The organism is Marinobacter sp. LM1 (genome assembly GCF_042763285.1).
Classification (GTDB): domain Bacteria; phylum Pseudomonadota; class Gammaproteobacteria; order Pseudomonadales; family Oleiphilaceae; genus Marinobacter; species Marinobacter nauticus.
The window spans coordinates 4,172,263-4,191,703 of record NZ_CP114373.1; the positions used below are offsets into that span (position 1 = coordinate 4,172,263).

16 protein-coding genes are annotated in these 19,441 nt (G+C 60.2%); 11 read left to right on the top strand and 5 right to left on the bottom strand.

Features of this window, described 5'->3' with window-relative positions; all coding sequences use genetic code 11:
- Positions 1-2 precede the first annotated feature (2 nt).
- Genes pyrR through gshB form a run of 5 tightly spaced genes read right to left on the bottom strand, consistent with a single transcriptional unit; the run spans position 3 to position 3,385 of the window.
- Complete coding sequence (gene pyrR, locus OZ656_RS19455) at positions 3-512, bottom strand: bifunctional pyr operon transcriptional regulator/uracil phosphoribosyltransferase PyrR (RefSeq protein WP_011787165.1); 510 nt, start codon at positions 510-512, stop codon at positions 3-5.
- Positions 513-531: 19 nt separating this feature from the next.
- On the bottom strand, positions 532-963 hold the full coding sequence (gene ruvX / locus OZ656_RS19460; protein ID WP_011787166.1) for a Holliday junction resolvase RuvX: 432 nt from the start codon (positions 961-963) through the stop codon (positions 532-534).
- Complete coding sequence (locus OZ656_RS19465; RefSeq protein WP_379944816.1) at positions 956-1,522, bottom strand: YqgE/AlgH family protein; 567 nt, start codon at positions 1,520-1,522, stop codon at positions 956-958. The genes ruvX and OZ656_RS19465 overlap by 8 nt, the downstream gene beginning before the upstream one ends.
- Positions 1,519-2,385, bottom strand: coding sequence for a TonB family protein (locus OZ656_RS19470; RefSeq protein WP_379944817.1), 867 nt, complete (start codon positions 2,383-2,385; stop codon positions 1,519-1,521). Before OZ656_RS19470 ends, OZ656_RS19465 begins: the two co-directional genes overlap by 4 nt.
- 46 nt (positions 2,386-2,431) lie before the next feature.
- Positions 2,432-3,385: a glutathione synthase gene (gene gshB, locus OZ656_RS19475; RefSeq protein WP_379944818.1), complete on the bottom strand. Its 954-nt coding sequence runs from the start codon at positions 3,383-3,385 to the stop codon at positions 2,432-2,434.
- A 297-nt stretch (positions 3,386-3,682) separates the two neighbouring features.
- On the opposite strand from gshB, the gene pilG reads away from it, so the two are divergent.
- From pilG to znuB, 11 genes are all read left to right on the top strand, one after another.
- A complete protein-coding gene (pilG, locus tag OZ656_RS19480; protein ID WP_011787170.1) occupies positions 3,683-4,075 on the top strand; it encodes a twitching motility response regulator PilG in 393 nt (130 codons plus the stop codon).
- Between the two features lie 33 nt (positions 4,076-4,108).
- Positions 4,109-4,471 carry a twitching motility response regulator PilH gene (gene pilH, locus OZ656_RS19485; RefSeq protein WP_011787171.1) on the top strand — a complete coding sequence of 121 codons (363 nt, stop codon included), beginning with the start codon at positions 4,109-4,111 and terminating at the stop codon, positions 4,469-4,471.
- 20 nt (positions 4,472-4,491) lie between these two features.
- Entirely contained in the window at positions 4,492-5,037 is a 546-nt protein-coding gene (locus tag OZ656_RS19490) for a chemotaxis protein CheW (RefSeq protein ID WP_224850813.1), read from the top strand.
- Positions 5,038-5,130: 93 nt separating this feature from the next.
- Positions 5,131-7,206: a methyl-accepting chemotaxis protein gene (locus tag OZ656_RS19495; RefSeq protein ID WP_011787173.1), complete on the top strand. Its 2,076-nt coding sequence runs from the start codon at positions 5,131-5,133 to the stop codon at positions 7,204-7,206.
- Positions 7,207-7,233: 27 nt separating this feature from the next.
- The gene (locus tag OZ656_RS19500) at positions 7,234-8,133 is read left to right on the top strand and encodes a protein-glutamate O-methyltransferase CheR (RefSeq protein WP_011787174.1); all 900 of its coding nucleotides are present in this window, start codon (positions 7,234-7,236) and stop codon (positions 8,131-8,133) included.
- 11 nt (positions 8,134-8,144) lie between these two features.
- Complete coding sequence (locus OZ656_RS19505) at positions 8,145-15,764, top strand: Hpt domain-containing protein (protein WP_379944819.1); 7,620 nt, start codon at positions 8,145-8,147, stop codon at positions 15,762-15,764.
- Positions 15,764-16,816, top strand: a complete 1,053-nt coding sequence (locus tag OZ656_RS19510; protein WP_153739620.1) for a chemotaxis protein CheB — start codon at positions 15,764-15,766, stop codon at positions 16,814-16,816. Before OZ656_RS19505 ends, OZ656_RS19510 begins: the two co-directional genes overlap by 1 nt.
- 11 nt (positions 16,817-16,827) lie before the next feature.
- Complete coding sequence (locus OZ656_RS19515; RefSeq protein ID WP_011787177.1) at positions 16,828-17,289, top strand: chemotaxis protein CheW; 462 nt, start codon at positions 16,828-16,830, stop codon at positions 17,287-17,289.
- Positions 17,290-17,357: 68 nt separating this feature from the next.
- Entirely contained in the window at positions 17,358-17,849 is a 492-nt protein-coding gene (locus tag OZ656_RS19520; RefSeq protein WP_153739622.1) for a Fur family transcriptional regulator, read from the top strand.
- A complete protein-coding gene (gene znuC / locus OZ656_RS19525; protein ID WP_022991335.1) occupies positions 17,842-18,615 on the top strand; it encodes a zinc ABC transporter ATP-binding protein ZnuC in 774 nt (257 codons plus the stop codon). Before OZ656_RS19520 ends, znuC begins: the two co-directional genes overlap by 8 nt.
- Positions 18,602-19,414, top strand: a complete 813-nt coding sequence (gene znuB / locus OZ656_RS19530; protein ID WP_153739623.1) for a zinc ABC transporter permease subunit ZnuB — start codon at positions 18,602-18,604, stop codon at positions 19,412-19,414. The genes znuC and znuB overlap by 14 nt, the downstream gene beginning before the upstream one ends.
- The last annotated feature ends 27 nt before the right edge of the window (positions 19,415-19,441 follow it).

Here is a 19,441-nt window from a genome sequence, read left to right on the forward strand (position 1 = left end):
GTTTACTGCCCGGATTCCTGTACTTCAATGCGCAGTGGCTCGGGGCCACGCAGTTTCACTCGTTGATGGGCTTCCAGCGTCAGAGCCCGTCCCACCACATCCGGCTGGATTGGTAGCTCCCTGGCGCCCATATCGATCAGCGTGGCCAGTATGATACTGGCCGGACGGCCGTAGTCGAATATTTCGTTCATGGCAGCCCGGATCGTCCGGCCACTCATGATCACGTCGTCGATCAGGATGATGTCCCGGCCTTCGGTATCAAACGGCAGACTGGACGGCATCACCCGGGGGTTCAGACCAATGCGGCTGAAGTCATCCCGGTAGAACGAGATGTCCAGCTCTCCGAAAGGCTGGGCAATACCCAGGCGCTTCCCCAACACATCCGCCAGCCAGACACCGCCGGTCCTGATTCCGATCAGCACCGGGTCATCCACGCCACGCGCCTGGAGAATCTGACGCAGGCCGGATTCCAAGGTGTCGAGCAGCTGGTCTATATCAAGCAATGCGGTCATTACAGCCTCGTTTATCAGATCAGCCGGCCTGCTCCCGGCACCAGGTTTCCAGTATCAGCACGGCGGCACGGTCATCGACGCCGTGGCGGCCGAAATCGCGGCTGCCACCACCGGCCATCACCTCGCCCTTGGCTTCGTAGCTGGTGAGTCGTTCGTCCACCATTTCGACCGTGACATGGTAGCGGCCGTGCAAACGCTTGCCGAACTTGCGGGCCCGCGCGCACATCTCATTTTCGGTGTCATCCATATTCAGAGGCAGGCCGACCAGGACAATATCCGGCTGCCAGTCCGCCAGCAGCGCCTCGATCTGCTGCCAGTCGGGGATCCCGTCCCTGGCCGGAAGCATGGCCAGGGGCTGGCCGGTTCCGAGCATTTCCTGCCCTGACGCCACCCCGATACGCCGGGTGCCGAAATCAAAGGCCAGTAGTCGACGGTTACCGGGATCAGGCATGACCCACCGAATCACTGAGCTGGTTCAGATCAATGCCCATCAGGCGGAGTACCGCCTGGTAACGTTGGTCTGCCGGCGTGCGGAACAGAATGTCGGTGCTGGCAGGGCAGGTCAACCAGGCATTGCTGCCCAGCTCTTCCTCCAGCTGACCCTCGCCCCAGCCAGAGTAACCCAGTGCCACCAGAAACGATTCCGGCCCCTCATCCCGGCCAATGCTTTCCAGAATATCCCGGGAGGTGGTCAAGAACACCCCATCGGTGACTCGCGCGGTATTCTGCCACTGCCGGCCCGGCGAGTGCAGAACAAAGCCGCGCTCTGGCTGAACCGGCCCGCCGGTGTATACCGGCAGGTCCAGCTCCCCGCCGTGCATGTCGAGCTGCTCGAGGATCTCACCCAGGTGGATATCCAGCGGCTGATTGATCATCAGCCCCAGCGCGCCCTCCTCCGAGTGTTCGCAAAGGTAGATCACCCCACCGTGAAAGCGGGGATCAGCCAACCAGGGCGAAGCCACCAGGAAGTGGTGCCTGAGACTGCCTGTGGTGTCGTGTTCGGCCGTCATCCTGATGTAAGCCCCCGTCTCTGAAATGACCAGGTGCGTATGATTTCCAGTTCGTCCACGTCCTGACGCATTTCCTCCGGGAAAGGCGCAAACGGAGCGGCCATACGCACAATTCGGATTGCGGCATCATCCAGCACCGTGCTGCCGGAGGACTGGAGGATTGCCACTTCCTTGATTGTGCCATCTTTCTTCAGCGAAACCAGCATGCGCAGGGTGCCGTAGATGCCTGCCTGCCTGGCTTCGGTGGGATAGTTGATGTTACCCACCCTGGTCACCTTGCTCACCCAGTTCTGCACATACCAGGCGTTGCTGGACTTCAGGGTCGAGGCTGCCGTTACCCGCATTACCCGGGGTTTGCGGGCATAGGCCCGCTGCTGTGCGTCAAACCGCGCCTCCAGGCTGGCAATCTCCAGGCTGCGCTCCATCAGGCTCTTTTTCTCGCTCAGGGGCAAGGGCTCTTCCTGGGGCTCGGTTCGCTCCTCGGGCCTTGACGCCTGGCGCTCGGTGCGAGTCTCGGTCTGGACGACCGCCCGCTCCTGTTGCGGCTGAGGCCGGGTGGTGGTCTGTGGCTCGGGTTGCACCTGAGCCAGATCCGGCTGACTGATCTCGGAGGGATTGGGCGAGGTCATTACCATGGCCTGCTCTTCCGAGCCACTGCCCTGTTGACTGGTCTGGGCCAGAAAATCGGCTTTCTCCGGCGCCTGCTCATCGTTGAACTGGGACAGGGTAATTTCCATGGTCTGAGCCGAAGACCGGGGCGATTCCGGGGCAAAGGTAATCCCCAACACCAACATGGCATGAACGGCCAATGCCATAAACAGGGTGAAGGAAAACCGATCGAAATCGCTAACCTGGGTTGCCATGACGGTTCCTGAGTCTCCTTGTGCGCTCAAAAGCTGTGATCGGTCTTCAGTCTCTGGCCAGACGTCGCTCGATGGCGTCCATCAGCATGCCGGCAATGTCGATGCCAAACGCCGCATCCAGCTCACGAATGCAGGTGGGGCTGGTGACGTTGATTTCCGTGAGATAGTCACCAATGACATCAAGCCCCACGAACATCAGGCCCTTTTCCTTGATCACCGGCGCTACCCGGGCACAGATCTGACGGTCACGCTCGGTCAGCTCCCGGCCCTCACCACGACCTCCGGCGGCCAGGTTGCCGCGATTCTCACCGTGCGACGGAATGCGTGCAAGGGCATAGGGTACCGGCTCGCCCTCAATCAGCAGAATACGCTTGTCACCCTCGGTGATTTCAGGGATGAATTTCTGGGCCATAGCCTGATGGCTGCCATAATTGGTGAGGGTTTCGATGATGACCCCGAGATTGGCATCGTTTTCCTTGACCCGGAATATCGAGCGGCCACCCATGCCGTCCACCGGCTTCATGATGATGTCACCATGTTCGGCATAGAATTCCCGGAAACGCTGGGCAGAGCGGGTCACAATCAGCGGCGGTGTCAGATCTTCAAACTGGGTGGCAAACAGTTTTTCGTTGCAGTCCCGCAGGGTGGCCGCCGGGTTGACCACCAGAGCGCCCTGCTGCTCCGCCGATTCCAGTATATAGGTGGCCATCAGGAACTCCCGGTCCACCGGTGGGTCCTGCCGCATCAGAATGACGTCGAGGTCACCCAGCGCACGATCCTGACTGGCGCCGAAGCTGTACCAGTTGTCCGGATCCATGTGCACCGTCAGCCCACGGGTGTTAGCCCGGGCCTGGCCGCCTGCGAGATAGAGATCCGGCAGTTCCATGTACTCGATTTCCCAGCCACGTTTCTGGGCGGCATGCAGCATGGCCAGAGAACTGTCTTTCTTGAAGTGAATATTCTGAATGGGATCCATCACGATCCCCAGCCGGATTGTCATAGCGTCTCCTGGAACTGTCGGTAAGAAAACACGAACCGGTCAGCAGAGCGGACCGGTTATAAAGTGCTATGCTGAGAGGTCAGATGGTATTGTACCCGAGCCGTGAATGCATCCGGAGAAATCTGCAGATAAATCCGTGATGGCAGCGGCAGAAGTACATTTGGTCACAAACTAATACTTTTTATCCGGCCATGGATACTCTATAAATGAGCGGGGTTTATAGAACAACCTTAACGTTTGTGTTAAAACCCCCGTTTGAAAATAACGACAGTCGCTAGAGCGCAAGGCAGTTGGACAATGGATGACAACTTCGAGAACCTGAAGATCATGGTGATTGACGACAGCAAGACCATTCGTCGCACCGCGGAAACCCTTCTTAAAAAGGTTGGCTGTGAGGTTATCACTGCCACAGATGGCTTTGACGCTCTGGCCAAGATTGCCGACTCCCAGCCGGACATCATTTTTGTGGATATCATGATGCCCCGCCTGGACGGCTACCAGACCTGCGCATTGATCAAGAACAATTCCTCCTTTAAAAAGACGCCGGTTATCATGCTTTCGAGCAAGGACGGCCTGTTCGACAAGGCAAAAGGCCGAATCGTAGGCTCGGACCAGTATCTGACCAAACCGTTCAGCAAGGATGAGCTGCTTAACACCATCCGCCAATACATGCCTCAGGCGGAACAGTAACCCCTGCTGACACACAGAACCATCGAGGAAACCATGGCCCGCATTCTGATTGTTGACGACTCGCCAACTGAAGTTAAGAAGATTTCCACCATTCTGGAAAAACACAAGCACGAAGTGCTGACCGCAGATAATGGCGCCGATGGTGTGGCCAAGGCCCGCGCGGAAACTCCGGATCTGGTGCTGATGGATGTTGTCATGCCCGGCCTGAACGGCTTTCAGGCGACCCGCCAGCTGACCCGTGCGCCGGAAACCGCTTCCATCCCGGTTGTGATCGTAACCACCAAGGATCAGGAAACTGACCGGGTGTGGGGAACCCGCCAGGGTGCCAAGGGTTATCTGGTCAAGCCAGTTAACGAAGACGACCTGATCAAAACAATCAACAGCCTGATTGCCTGATCCCCAACCTTGGAGTACGCATGTCCGCCCAGGCCGCCCCTTTTGCCGTTCTGACGGATATCGCCCAGCGCAGCCGGTCCATGGCCGCCGGTCTGCCGGAACAACAGGAAGCCGTTGAACTCTGGAACGGCATCGGTTTTATTCTCTCGGGCGAGCGCTACGTTGCCCCCATGGGCGAAGTTACCGAAATCCTGCATGTACCCCGGTTCACCCATGTTCCGGGGGTTCGGTCGTTCCTGATGGGAGCGGCCAATGTTCGCGGCCGCCTGTTACCCCTGGTCGATCTCGCCACCTTTTTCGATGTGCCCCGCTCTTCCCGCAGCCTGCGTGAACGGCGGGTTCTGGTGGTTGAGCAGGGCGACGTATTCAGTGGCCTGGTCGTCGACAGCGTACTGGGCATGCAGTACTTCGCCAAAGACAGTTTCAGGGCCACCCCCGACGGGGTGCCCGACAGCGTTCGTCCGTTTGTGAGCGGCGGTTACGAGCGTAATGAGGAGGTCTGGAAAGTGTTCTCAGCCGCCGATCTGGTGGAAGACGAACGCTTTCTTGATGTTGCACAGTGGTAAGGGTGATGGTACTGGCAGGAACATCACCCTGACCGTCTGAAACCCGCTACACATACTTGCCATTTCCAGAAGAAAGAGGCCGGGAGCCAGAAAATGAAAAACAGAGCCGGAAGACTCAGTATGGGACAGGGAGGCAACAAACTGGTTGCCGGCCTGATCGCAGCGCTGATTGCACTTACCGTCCTGCTCGTTGTGGTACTGTTCATCATTAACCAGGACAGTCAGCACGACCAGCAGTACATCGCCAACACCGCGGAAATGCGGGTACTCTCCCAGGAGATCGCGAAGAACGCGACCGAGGCCGCCGGTGGTACCGCCGAAGCCTTCGACCAACTCCGTCGTTCGCGGGATGAGTTCCAGCAGCTCTGGACCAACGTGACCGAGGGCAACCCGGAAACCGGCCTCCCGCCCAGTGAACTGGCCCAGCAAAGTGGCGTACAGGAACACTGGAACACCGTTCGTGAAAACGCCGACAGCATCCTCTCCACCCGTGATGCAGTACTCGGCCTGCACGAAGTAGCCCGGACCCTGAACGAAACCATTCCCCAGCTGCAGGTGGAATACGACGACATCGTTCAGATTCTGCTGGATAACGGTGCACCTGCCGAACAGATCTCTCTGGCCCAGCGTCAGTCGCTGCTGGCAGAGCGTATTGTCCGCTCCGTTAACAACGTACTGTCCGGTGACGAAGACGCCGTTATCGCGGCCGACCGTTTCGGCCGGGACGCCAGCCTGTTCGGCCGGGTTCTTGACGGCCAGCTCAATGGCAATCCCGCCATGGGCATCTCCCGCGTAGCGGACGAAGACGCCATCTATGGTCTGGAAGCGGTTGACGAGCTGTTCCAGTTCGTTTCCCAGAACGTAGACGCGATCCTTGAAGCCTCTCCCGACCTCTTCAAGGTTCGTACCGCCGCAAGTGACATCTTCCAGAACTCCGAGAACCTGCTGGCCGAACTGTCGACTCTGGCCGACAACTTCGCTACCCAGTCCAGTTCCCGTCTGATCAGCCCGACCCTGGCCTTCGCCATCCTGGCCGCCATGGTTGCGATTGTTGTCTTTATCGGTCTTGCCCTGTACCGCGACGCCCAGGAGCGTCTGGCCACCACCCAGGAGCAGAACGAACAGAACCAGAACGCGATCCTGCGACTGCTGGACGAACTGGCCGATCTGGCCGATGGTGACCTGACCACAGAGGCCACGGTAACCGAGGACTTCACCGGTGCCATCGCCGACTCCATCAACTACGCGATCGACCAGATGCGCGGCCTGGTACAGGCCATTCGTGGTACTGCGGTACGAGTAGCTTCCGCCGCCCAGGAAACTCAGGCCACGGCCATGCACCTCGCCGATGCATCCGAGCACCAGGCCCAGGAAATTGCCGGCGCCTCCGCTGCGGTTAACGAGATGGCCGTGTCCATCGACCAGGTATCCTCGAACGCCGCCGAATCCTCCGCGGTTGCGGAGCGGTCGGTTGCGATCGCGAAGAAAGGCGCAGAAGTGGTACAGAACACCATTCGCGGCATGGATAACATCCGGGAGCAGATCCAGGAAACGTCCAAGCGGATCAAGCGTCTGGGTGAATCCTCCCAGGAAATCGGCGATATCGTATCCCTGATCAACGACATTGCCGACCAGACCAACATCCTGTCCCTGAACGCGGCAATCCAGGCCTCCATGGCCGGTGACGCGGGTCGGGGCTTCGCGGTGGTTGCGGACGAAGTTCAGCGCCTGGCGGAACGTTCCTCTGCAGCAACCAAGCAGATTGAAGCCCTGGTTAAGACGATCCAGTCTGATACCAACGAAGCGGTTATCTCCATGGAACACACCACCGCCGAGGTGGTCCGTGGTGCCCGACTGGCCCAGGACGCGGGTATCGCCCTCGAGGAAATCGAGAACGTATCCATGTCCCTGGCGGAGTTGATCCAGAACATCTCCAACGCCGCCCGTCAGCAGTCATCCTCTGCGGCGCACATTTCCAACACCATGAACGTTATCCAGGAAATCACCTCCCAGACTTCCTCCGGTACCAACGCTACCGCGAAGTCTATCGGTAACCTGGCAGAAATGGCCTCCGAGCTGCGGTCCTCCGTTGCCGGCTTCACCCTGCCGGATGAGGAAATGGCCAATCAGGAAGAAGAGGAAAACAGCGACGTACCGGTGGTCAGCTGATCACCGGCCCGGGGCAGATGACGGTCTATGGCGCATACGCATAACCAACTGTCACCCGCCGAAGGCATCTGGTCACTGCGCCGTCTGCCGGATATGGACGACGCGCAGTTCAGCCAGTGGCAGACCTTGCTGGAGCACCGCACCGGCATAACCCTGACCACCGAACGGCGCTCGTTTCTGGAAACCAATCTTGGCATCCGGATGCGCGAAATCGGTTGCAGCAGCTACCAGGCCTATTACGAGAAAATCGTATCCGGCCCGGATGCTGTCAGGGAGTGGGCCACACTGGTAGACCGGCTCACTGTTCAGGAAACCCGGTTTTTCCGGGACCCGGACGCCTTCCGGCTGGTGGCGGATTATGTGCTTACCCGTCCCCGGGAACAGTTCAGGAAGCGGGCCCTGGAGGCCTGGAGTGTTGGCTGCTCCACCGGCGAGGAGCCTTACACGCTCGCAATGATCCTGAACGAGGGCATGGCTCAGTTGGGCGTGCAACCGCTCTTCGGCGTAACCGGCTCGGACATCAGTCAGCCGGCCATCGAAAAAGCGCGCCAGGGCCGGTTTAATGCCCGCAAGTTGCTGGGAATGGAAGAAGACCTGAAAGCCAGGTATTTCCGGCCCTCGGAGCGGAATACCGTAGAAATTGTGAACAGCATCCGTGACCGGGTGTGCTTTACCAGGCTCAATGTTCTGGATCTGGATAAAGCCCCCATGCACGGGATGAACATTATCTTCTGCCAGAACCTGCTGATCTACTTCCGTCGCTGGCGCCGACGGGAGATCGTCAAACGGCTCGCAGAGCGTCTGGCACCGGGGGGGTTACTGGTGCTTGGCCAGGGTGAACTGACCGACTGGCAGCCACCGGGCCTGCAGAGGGTTCCCTCGGAACATGTACTGGCGTGGATCAAGCGCCAGTCCGACGAAGAATAACCGGAGTGGTTATGGGCAATCACCATGACAGCATCGCCCTCGACTGGGTTCGGGGAGAGATACAGGACACGCTGACCCAGGGCCAGCATGCACTTGAAGCGTATGTCGAGAATCGCGACGACACTGCGCGCCTGCGCTTCTGCCTGAATTACCTTCACCAGGTACACGGTACCCTGCAAATGGTGGAACTCTACGGTGCAGCATTGCTCACCGAAGAGATGGAAAAACTGACCCAGGCCATTCTCAACGAAACCGTGACCAGCGTTGACGATGCCGTCAACGTGCTGATGCAGGCCATTCTACAGCTGCCACAGTATCTGGAGCACATTGGCAGCAGCAGCGATGACTTTCCCATGGTTCTGCTGCCGCTGCTCAACGATCTCCGGGCCGCCCGGGGCGACTCCCTGTTGTCCGACACCTCCCTGTTCAAGCCGGATCTCTCTGCTTCACAGATGAGGGTCAGCGGCAAGGTGTCTGAACGCCTGCACGATCCAAAAGTCCTGGGCCACCTGCGCAAGCTGCGCCAGATGTACCAGTTTGCCCTTGCTGGCGTGGTTCGCGAGGCGGACCTCGACGCCCATTTCGATTACATGCAGAAGGTAATCCAGCGGTTGGTGCGCCTGTGCCAGAAAACGCCCCGGGGCGAACTCTGGAAAGCGGCCAGCGCCTTTGTCGACACTCTGCAAGCCCGGGTCAACCCGGTGAACACCGCCGTCAAATCCCTGCTCAGGGAACTGGATTCCGAGATCCGCCGGCTCACCGACGAACATGCGGATATCCTTCAGCAGCCGGTTCCGGAAGCGCTGTTCAAACACCTGTTGTATTACGTCGCCCGCGCCCGGGATCTCGATCGCCCTCAGGTTCAGGCACTGCGTCAGGCCTATCAGTTGGATAGCGCCCTGCCCTCGGAAGACGACGTGGATGCGGCCCGCAACCGGGTATCCGGTCCAGGCCGGGACGCCATCCACTCCGTGGTCAGTGCCCTCAACGAAGAACTGGCTCGACTGAAAGATCAGCTTGACCTGTTTGTGCGGGCCGAATTTCGTCAGAACAGCGAACTGGACGAGTTACTGCCCGGCCTGCGTCAGGTTGCCAACACCCTGGCCGTTCTTGGTCTTGGCATTCCCCGGAAGGTCGTCACCGAACAGATTGAACTGGTAGAAAAACTCTGCCAGCAGGCCGAAGTGGTCGACGATGGCACCCTGATGGACATTGCCGGTGCCGTGCTTTACGTGGAGGCCAGTCTGGCTGGTCTCGACAGCGAGCGACGCCCGGAGCAGTCTTCCGGCTCGGCCGAGGAAGCCTCCGCCATCAACATGGGCTCCCGTGAACTCGGAGAGGCCAGCGAAGCGCTGATCCGCGAATCCCGGAATACCCTGGAGCAGGTTAAATCCGCCATCGTCAATTTCATTGCCTCCCAGTGGGATGCCCGTGAAATCGAACACGTACCCGGACTCCTGCACAGTATCCGTGGCGGTCTGAGCCTGGTGCCACTGGATCGCGTTGCCGATATGCTCGCCTCAGCCGAGCGTTACGTCACCGACGTACTGCTCAGCAACAAACAGGTTCCGGACTGGAAACAGCTCGACACCCTGGCCGATGCCGTTACCAGTATCGAGTATTACCTGGAGAGACTGGCAGATGGCATCAGCGATAACGACGCTATCCTGCGCGTGGCCGAAGACAGCCTCGCCAGTCTCGGCTTCCCGGTCGGACAGGAGCCCACCTGGAGCCTGACGGAAGAAACCGAAGAGGCCCCGGCTGAAGTACCCGTGGCTGAAGAACCTGAGGCCAGCGCCGAAGAGACCACCGCACCAGAGGCCAAAACCTCTGATGCCGAGCTGCTGGATGATGAAATACTCGGCATTTTTGTTGAGGAAGCGGAAGAAGTTCTGCAGACCATCCACGAGTTCTATCCGAGGTTGCGCCAGGATCACGACGATCGCGAAGCTCTGACTGAAGTTCGCCGGGCTTTCCATACCCTCAAAGGTAGTGGCCGCCTGGTCGGCGCCACCAGCATCGGCGAACTGGCGTGGTCGGTGGAAAATCTGCTCAATCGGGTCATCGACCAGACCATCAAACCGACCGATGACATGTTCACCCTGGTGGACCAGGTCAACGCCCGTATTCCTTCCCTGATTGAGGACTTCCGGAACGGCGAGACCAGTGGCGACGTCAACGAGCTGATTGAACAGGCTGAAGCGCTGGCAACGACCCGACGCGCAGAAACCGGACAGGTGGCCGAAGAGACCACAGGCGAAGCAGAAACTGCAGACGAGGCCGCCGCCGAGCACGAAATCGAAATGCCCGAAACGCCCGCTACCGCGCCAACGAGCGAAGTTGAAGAAGCGGACGACAGTGACGATCTCATTGATGACGAAATCCTCGAGATCTTTATTGAGGAAGCTGGCGAGGTACTCGACACCATTCGCGAATACCTGCCCATGCTGCTACGTCAGCACGATGACCGCAGTGCCCTGGCAGAAGTTCGGCGGGCCTTTCATACCCTGAAAGGCAGTGGCCGGATGGTTGGCGCTACCGTGATCGGGGAGCTGGCGTGGTCGGTCGAGAACATGCTGAACCGGGTGATCGACGGCAGCGTGTTCATGAATGATGATATTGCCCAGCTGCTTCAGGATGTCACCGATTCGGTGCCGGCGCTGGTCACCGATTTTGAGAAACGCCAGGCGCCGAGCCTGAACACATCTGCCATGGAGGCGCGGGCCAATGCCCTGGCCAATGGCGAAATTCCCGATGCCACCGCCATGCCGCTGGTGGACACCGACACAGAGTCTGCAGAGGAAACAACGGCCGGTACCGTCACTCCGGAAGACAGCATTGAGTATGATGCCCTGCCCGGAGAAGACGAAGTGGATCCGGTGCTGCTGGATATCTTCGAGAACGAAACCGAGACCCATCTGCAGACCATCAAGGAATACCTGGAGGCTGCGGGCGACAAAGCCACCGCCGCCTACACGGACGATCTCTCTCGGGCGTTGCATACCCTGAAAGGCAGTGCCAACACCGCCGGTATCGCGCCGATTGCGGAAGTCATTACGCCGCTTGAGCGCTTTATCAAAGAATCCCGGGCTCAGAACAAACGGGCAGACCGCGACGTACTGGCGCTGATCAGTGATGCGGCGGGCTTCCTGACCCAAGGGCTTGCCCAGATTCGGGAGAATCCCCAGGCACCGCTGGCAGGCACCGACGAGTACCTTGAGCGCCTGCACCAGGTGTGTGAGCAGACACTCACCAGCCATGCCCAGGCAGACGACGAACAACCCGCCAGGAAATCGTCGTCACAGCTGGTACAGCTGTTCCTGGGTGAAGGCCTGGATATCGTTCTGGATGCCGAAAGCATTCTCGATCGCTGGTCTGAAAACCCGCAGCAGGACGAGGCACTGGCAACCCTCCGTGCCGAACTGGAGCAACTGACCCAGGGTGCGACGGACGCCAATCTGCCCGATGTTGCCGAACTGGCCGCCGCTTTGACCCGCACCTACACCGCGATTTCAGAGCAGGGCCTGCCGCCGGGCGATGATGTATTCCAGACCCTGCGCGCCGGCCATGAGCAGTTGATTAACATGATGGATCAGGTGGCGGCCGGGCTGGCTACTGAACCCAGCCAGGAACTGATTCAGGAACTTGAGGCGCTGGCACAGGCAACCGCAGCCGAGCCCGCAGAACCGGATGAGTTCGAGCAGCAGTTCACCGAGGATCTGGAAGAGATCGACCTCAGCCTGGAAATGGATGAACTGGAGCAGGCAACAGAAGAACCTGAGCTGACAGAAACGCCGCCACTGCCGGAAACGTCTGAAGACGATCAGGCCATGGACGACGAGCTGGCAGCAATCTTCCTGGAGGAAGCCCGCGACCTGATTGACAGCACCGCGGAAGCCCTGTACAGCTGGAGCGAGGACACTTCAAACCTGGACCTCCTGCGGTTGCTCCAGCGTGACCTGCACACCCTCAAGGGTGGCGCCCGACTGGCCGACATTCCGGCCGTGGGTGACCTGTCCCACGAACTGGAAAACCTGTTTGAAGGACTGACCGAGCAGAAATTCTCGATCAATGACACTCTGTCTGACCTGTTGTTCCGCTGCCATGACCGGCTTGCCGGCATGGTCGAGGCACTTGAAGCCAGTGAGGCGCCGAGGCCCGCGCCGGATCTGATCACCGAGATTCATGCCTACATCGATGGCGCCCGCGGCACTCGCCCGGTAACCGATGTACACACCGATGACTCTGCGGAGCCGGAAGACGAAGAGCTGACCCTGCCGGAGCCCGAGCTCGAGGAAAGCACCGAAGAAACTGAAGGTGCAGAGGAGGAAGAGCTCCAGGCCACCGATCTGTCCCATCTGGACCCGGAACTGGTGGGCATTTTCCTGGAAGAAGCCTACGACCTGATCAACTCCACCGGCAGTGCCCTGCATACCTGGAGCGAAGACCCCTCGAACCGGGAGGTTGCCGCCGAACTGCAGCGTGATGTGCATACCCTCAAGGGTGGCGCCCGCATGGCCGGAGTCGAGGCCATCGGCGATCTCACTCACGTGCTTGAGGATCTGTTCGAAAAAGTGGCCGAAGGCCAGCTTGAAGCCAGCGGTCAGATGACCGACTTGCTGTTTGCCTGCCACGACCGCCTGGCTCAGATGGTAGAGCAGGTGGCGACCCAGAAGCCGTGCCCGCCAGCCGAAGAACTGGTGCATCAGGTTCAGGCCATTCTGCGCGGCGAATCCCTGCCTTCGGAGGCACCGCCGCAGTCAGAGCCGGGTGAGCGCGACGTTAGCGAACTGGAAGAACTGGAAATCAGTGAACAGCCGGCGGCAGAATCCGAAGAATCCGCGTCCAGCCTTAGCGAGAGCCTGGAAGACGCCACCGACGACGATCTGGTTGGCATCTTCCTGGACGAAGGCCTGGAAATCCACGAGGCCATTACCGAGTGCCTCGACCAGTGGCGTGAGGAGCCGGAGGAACTGGCTGGCATTACCCGCCTGCAGCAGGAACTGCACACCCTGAAGGGCGGCGCGCGACTGTCGGATGTCGACCCGATTGCGGATCTGGCCGAAGCCTGGGCCGACGCCCTGGACCAGCTGATTGCCGGCGACCGGGGCCAGTCGGCCATGCTTGGCCTGAGTGACCGCGCCGCGGCCAGCCTGAAATCCATGCTTGATGCGCTGGAAGACAGTCGCAAGCCCGATGCCGACACGGCCCTGATCGACGCGTTGCGCACTACCGCACCAGCGGAGGACACATCCGGAACAGAATCGCCACAGCCAGAAACGGCTGAAGCGGACTCCGTGGATCCGGAAGTGCTCGAAATCTTCCTGGAAGAAGCTGGCGAAATCATGGACCAGCTGGAGCAGCTACTCGATGACTGGCGTCGTGAGCCGGCCAATGAGCACTTCAACCGGGAAGCACAACGGGCATTGCATACCCTCAAAGGCGGCGCCCGTCTGTCCCAGCTCTCCGAGCTTGGCGACAAGGCTCATGCTTTCGAGACCCGCCTGATCGATCTGGGCGGTAACGCGCCAACCGAGGAGCAATGGCAGGCCATCACCGGCGATCACGATGCCATCATCGCGCTGGTGGCGGATATCCGCAAACGCTTTGAATCCGGCGCACCGGCACCTGCCCCGCAGCCGGAGAAAGCACCCGAACCGGTTCGCGAAGAACCCGCGCCGGTGCCAAAGGCCTCCACTGCGGAGCCAGCCCCGACCAAACCGGTTCCGGCACCTGCGAAACCGGAGAAATCCGCGGCCCAGGCGCGCAAGAAAGCCGCCGATGCACAGAGAGCCGCCCAGGAAACCATTCGGGTATCGGCACCGCTGCTGGATGAGCTGGTTAACCTGGCCGGTGAAACCAGTATTACCCGGGGTCGCCTGGAGCAACAGAGCAGTGATTTCAGTTACACCCTGGACGAAATGGCCGCCACCATCGAACGTCTGCGGGAACAGCTGCGGCGCATGGATATCGAAACCGAAGCGCAGATCCTGTTCCGGGCCGAGCAGGAGCACGGGCCGGACTACGGCGACGATTTCGATCCGCTGGAAATGGACCGCTACTCCTCCATCCAGCAGCTGTCACGGGCCCTGAGCGAATCCACTTCGGACCTTGCTGATTTGCGTGAAACCCTGTCCGAGCGGGTTCGGGACACCGAAACCCTGCTGGTTCAGCAATCACGAATCAATACGGAACTCCAGGAAGGTCTGATGAAGACCCGGATGATTCCGTTCTCCTCCATGGTGCCCCGTCTGCGCCGCATCGTGCGCCAGATCAGTGGCGAACTCGGCAAGAAAGTCGATTTCGACGTACGCAATGCTGAAGGGGAAATGGACCGGAACATTCTGGAGCGGATGGTCGCGCCGCTTGAGCACATGCTCCGCAACGCGCTGGACCACGGCATCGAAACGCCGGAAGACCGCACCAAGGCAGGCAAACCGGCCACAGGTGAAGTGGTTCTGTCCCTGACCCGGGAAGGCGGTGATGTGGTGTTGAGGATGATGGACGACGGTAAAGGCATTCCGTCCGACGTTATCCGCGACAAGGCCGTTCGCCAGGGCCTGATGCGCGCCGACGAAGACCTCTCGGAAAGGGAAATCCTGCAGTTCATTCTGCAGCCGGGCTTCTCCACCGCCCAGCAGGTTACCCAGATTTCCGGTCGTGGCGTGGGCATGGACGTGGTTGCCAGCGAAATCAAACAGCTCGGCGGCAGCCTCGACATCGATTCCGCCCTGGGCCGTGGCACCACCTTCACCGTACGCCTGCCGTTCACCGTGTCGGTCAACCGGGCATTGATGGTGTCCACCGGGGAAGATTTCTACGCCATCCCGCTCAACACCATCGAAGGTATTGTCCGGGTCAGCACCTACGAGCTGGAAGAGTACTACAAGCCAGACGCCCCCATGTACGAGTATGCCGGCCAGCAGTATCGCCTGCAGTACCTGGGCAGCCTGCTCAACAGTGACCACCAGCCCAAGCTTCAGGGCCAGGCTCTGCCACTGCCGGTCATTCTGGTGCGCGGCGCGGAGCAGCCCATGGCTCTGCAGGTGGACCAGCTGATGGGTAGCCGGGAAATCGTGGTTAAATCCCTCGGGCCGCAGTTCAGTTCCGTCCGGGGCGTTTCCGGTGCCACCATTCTCGGTGACGGCAACGTGGTTGTAATCCTCGACTTGCCGGCGATGATCCGCTCCGACATCCTGTCCGAACGCCAGCGCCTGGCGAATCTGGAAAAGGCACGGGACAGCGCCCGCTACGAGGAAAAAGCCACGACGGTTATGGTGGTGGACGACTCCGTTACGGTGCGCAAGGTGACCTCCCGTCTGCTGGAGCGCAATGGCATGGAAGTGGTGACCGCCAAAGATGGTCTCGACGCCGTTGCCCAGCTTCAGGACCACCGGCCGGACATCATCCTGCTCGATATCGAAATGCCCCGTATGGATGGTTTCGAAGTGGCCAGCTTTGTGCGCCACGACGACAACCTGAAAGATACGCCGATCTGCATGATCACCTCGCGGACAGGCGAAAAGCACCGGGAACGTGCTCTGGCCATCGGGGTCAACGAGTACCTTGGCAAGCCGTTCCAGGAAACTGAGCTGCTTGACACCATCAAGCGGCTGACCGGGAACCGGTGATGGCCGGCCCTCACGGCCGGCCTGGCGTCGGGATTGTGTCCGATGTGGTGCTGCAACGGCATCGGCTGCAGGCGGCGACCGGAAAATTTGGCCTGGACGTCAGCTTCTCGGGAGATCCCGAGCGGCTGATGGACTACCCGGCGTTTCCGGACGCGGCGCTCTGGCTGGTGACCCTGGAAGACGAAGCGGATCACCCGGCACTGTTCGAGCATCTGCTGGAAAATACAGAAGCACCGGTCTTATTCGGCCTGGACCAGGCTCCCAAGCCCGGCACCACGGAATACTTTCGCTGGGAACGCCGGCTGCTCGACAAGCTGGAAAAACAGCTCGGGCATCTGGAGCAGCTGGATACCGCCAACGACATTGAAGAGCTGGCCGAGACCACGCCAGATGCGGTGGACGCGCCTACGCTGCCACACTGGATAACTCCGGCGGCGCCGGGTTCGGTGGCTGAGGACGTCTGGATTCTCGGAGCCTCGCTGGGCGGTCCTGCAGCGGTGAAGACCTTTCTCGATCACCTGCCGCCAAGGCTACCGGTCGGGTTTATCTATGCACAACATATTGATGGCAATTTTACCGAAGTCCTCACCCGGGTTCTGGGCCGGCACGCCCACTATTCGCTGAAGCGGGCCGAGGAGGGCTATCGGGTACGCAATGGCGATGTGGTGCTGATGCCGGTAGAAAGAGAGTGGTGCTTTGATCGCCAGGGCCAGCTGACGGAACAGAATCATCCCTGGCCGGGCCCTTATGGCCCATCGATAGATCAGGTGTTGCTGAACGTGGCGGATCACTATGGCAAACACTGCCATGCCATCCTGTTTTCCGGCATGGGCAACGACGGCGCTATCGCTGCACCCATGCTGAAGGCCTATGGCAGCCGCATCTGGGTTCAGGAAAGCACCAGTTGTGGTAACAGCTCCATGCCCGATTCGGTGGCCGCCACCGGCTGCGCCAGTTTCTGTGGCACTCCGGAGCAACTGGCCAGGGAACTGGTAAAAGTCATTGAGAACAACTGCCTGCTCAAGGGCCGGCAAAAACGGGATTCCGCCTGAGGTAACAAGCAATGAGTGAAAACAGCCAATCCCTGTCCTGCGTCATGATACCGGTCTCGGACCGCCAGCTCCTGCTGCCCAACGTCTCCATTGCCGAGGTGGTGGATTTCACCAGCAACGATGCCGGCGCCAATACACCGGACTGGCTGGCCGGATTCCTGGACTGGCGCGGGCTCACACTGCCGGTCATTTCCTACGATGCCGCCAACGGCAACAAGCTCACCATCCCTGGTGACAACCGTGGCCGCATCATTATCCTCAATACCATCGGCCCGAATCACCAGAGCACCCCGTTCATGGCCCTGGTCACCCAGGGCATTCCCAGCCAGGCGCGCCTGATGGAAGACCAGATCCGACAACTGGACGGCGACCCCGGCCCTGCGGACCTGATGCAGGTGGAAGTAGACGGCGAGCCAGCCTGGATCCCGAATCTGGAATACCTGGAATCCCTGGCCGTCGACGCACATCACTGAGCCTCCGGTCGGCATGGCGTGGCCGCCTGCAAATGTTATAATGTTGCAAATTTTGCAGGATCCACGCCATGCCGGAACGCGCACTTCCCTACCGTCCCCATAACCATCAGGCCTGTGTCGCCCAGGCGTTGTCCGATGCCCATGCCATCTGCCGCGATGAAAACGCCCGCCTCACTCCGATCCGTGAACGGGTACTGGAGTTGATCTGGCAATCCCACAAGCCGCTGGGCGCCTACGATATTCTGGCCAAACTGTCCTCGGATGGACATAACGCCGCCCCCCCCACGGTCTACCGGGCCCTGGACTTTCTGCTTCAACATGGACTGGTTCACCGGATTGCCTCGCTCAACGCCTTCGTCGGCTGTTCCCATGCCGGTGAACATCATCGCGGTACTTTTCTGATCTGCCGACAGTGCGGCACGGTGCTGGAACTGGCCATGCCGGAACTCAATCAGGCCATCGAATCCGCGGCGCGCGCGGAAGCCTTCCTTCCTGACGACGTTACCCTCGAAGTGGCTGGCCTCTGCCCCCGCTGTCAGGGGGAGCAAACGAATGACTGACCCCCTGGTCCGGCTAGAACAGGTTACGGTGGCATTTGACGACCGGCCGGTGGTTGATCGGGTCAACCTGACCGTGAGCCGGGGCGATATCGTCACCATCATCGGCCCGAACGGTGCCGGCAAAACCACGCTGATCAAAACCGTTCTGGGGATTCAGCGGGCGACCAGCGGTCAATTATCGGTGGCGCCCGGTCTGGTGATCGGTTACGTACCCCAACACCTGACTCTGGAGCCCACTCTGCCACTGAGTGTCCGGCGCTTCATGCTGCTCAGCGGACGTGCACTGTCAGACTGCAAGGCAGCGCTGGAAAGGACCGGGGTCGCGCATCTACTGGATGCGTCCGTCCACCACCTGTCCGGCGGCGAAAAACAACGACTGCTGCTCGCCCGGGCACTGGCCCGGAAACCCGATCTGCTGGTGCTGGACGAACCCGCCCAGGGGGTCGATATCAATGGCCAGGCCACACTCTACGATCTGATTCGCCAGCTTCGGGATGAGCTGCACTGCGGTATCATCATGATCTCCCATGATCTGCATCTGGTGATGGCGGCCACAGACCGGGTTATCTGCCTTAATCAGCACGTATGTTGCAGCGGATATCCGGAGGATATTTCCCAGGACCCGGCTTTTGTGGAAACCTTCGGTCATCAGGTTGCCGAGTCTCTGGCGGTCTATCACCACCATCACAACCATCGCCATAACCTCCATGGCGATGTGGTCTCTACCGCGGACGCCCACGAAGGTTGCAGCCATGACCATCATTGATGCGGTGCTGGGCGACTTCTTCTGGCGGGCGCTGCTCGGCGGCCTGGGCGTGGCTTTGGTGGCCGGTCCCCTCGGCTGCTTCGTAGTCTGGCGTCGCATGGCCTATTTTGGAGATACGCTGGCCCATTCGGCCCTGCTGGGCATCGCGCTTAGTTTTCTGATCAGCGTGCCTTTGAATCTGGGTGTGGTGATTACCTGTGTGCTCATTGCGCTGGCCCTGGTGCTGCTGTCCCGGACCCGCACCCTGGCTACCGATACCCTGCTCGGCATCCTGGCGCACAGCGCGCTGGCCATTGGCCTGGTAACACTGAGCTTCATGCCGGATGTCAGGGTGGACCTGACCGGCCTGCTGTTTGGCGATCTGCTGGCCATGACCCGACAGGATCTGGTCTGGATCTACGGTGGCGCCGCCTTTATCCTGTCTCTGCTGGCGCTGCTCTGGCGCGGCCTGCTGATGAGCACCATTCATGAGGAACTGGCACGGGTAGAAGGGATTCCGGTGGAACGCCTGCGGCTGGCGTTGATGCTGATGTTTTCGCTGGTGATTGCGGTGGCCATGAAGATTGTCGGCGTCCTGCTGATTACCGCCCTGCTGATTATTCCGGCCGCAACCGCACGCCGACTGGCCCACAATCCCGAACACATGACCGCCCTGGCAGTGGTCTTCGGGGTGGTGGCGGTGTCCGGCGGACTGACCCTGTCCTGGTACCTGGACACGCCGGCCGGACCATCGGTGGTGGTCACTGCATTTCTGGTGTTCCTGATGGTGTATGCAGGTGCCCGCCAGAGCCGGCACTGACCATCCGCGCCACCAGTCAGCACAGGG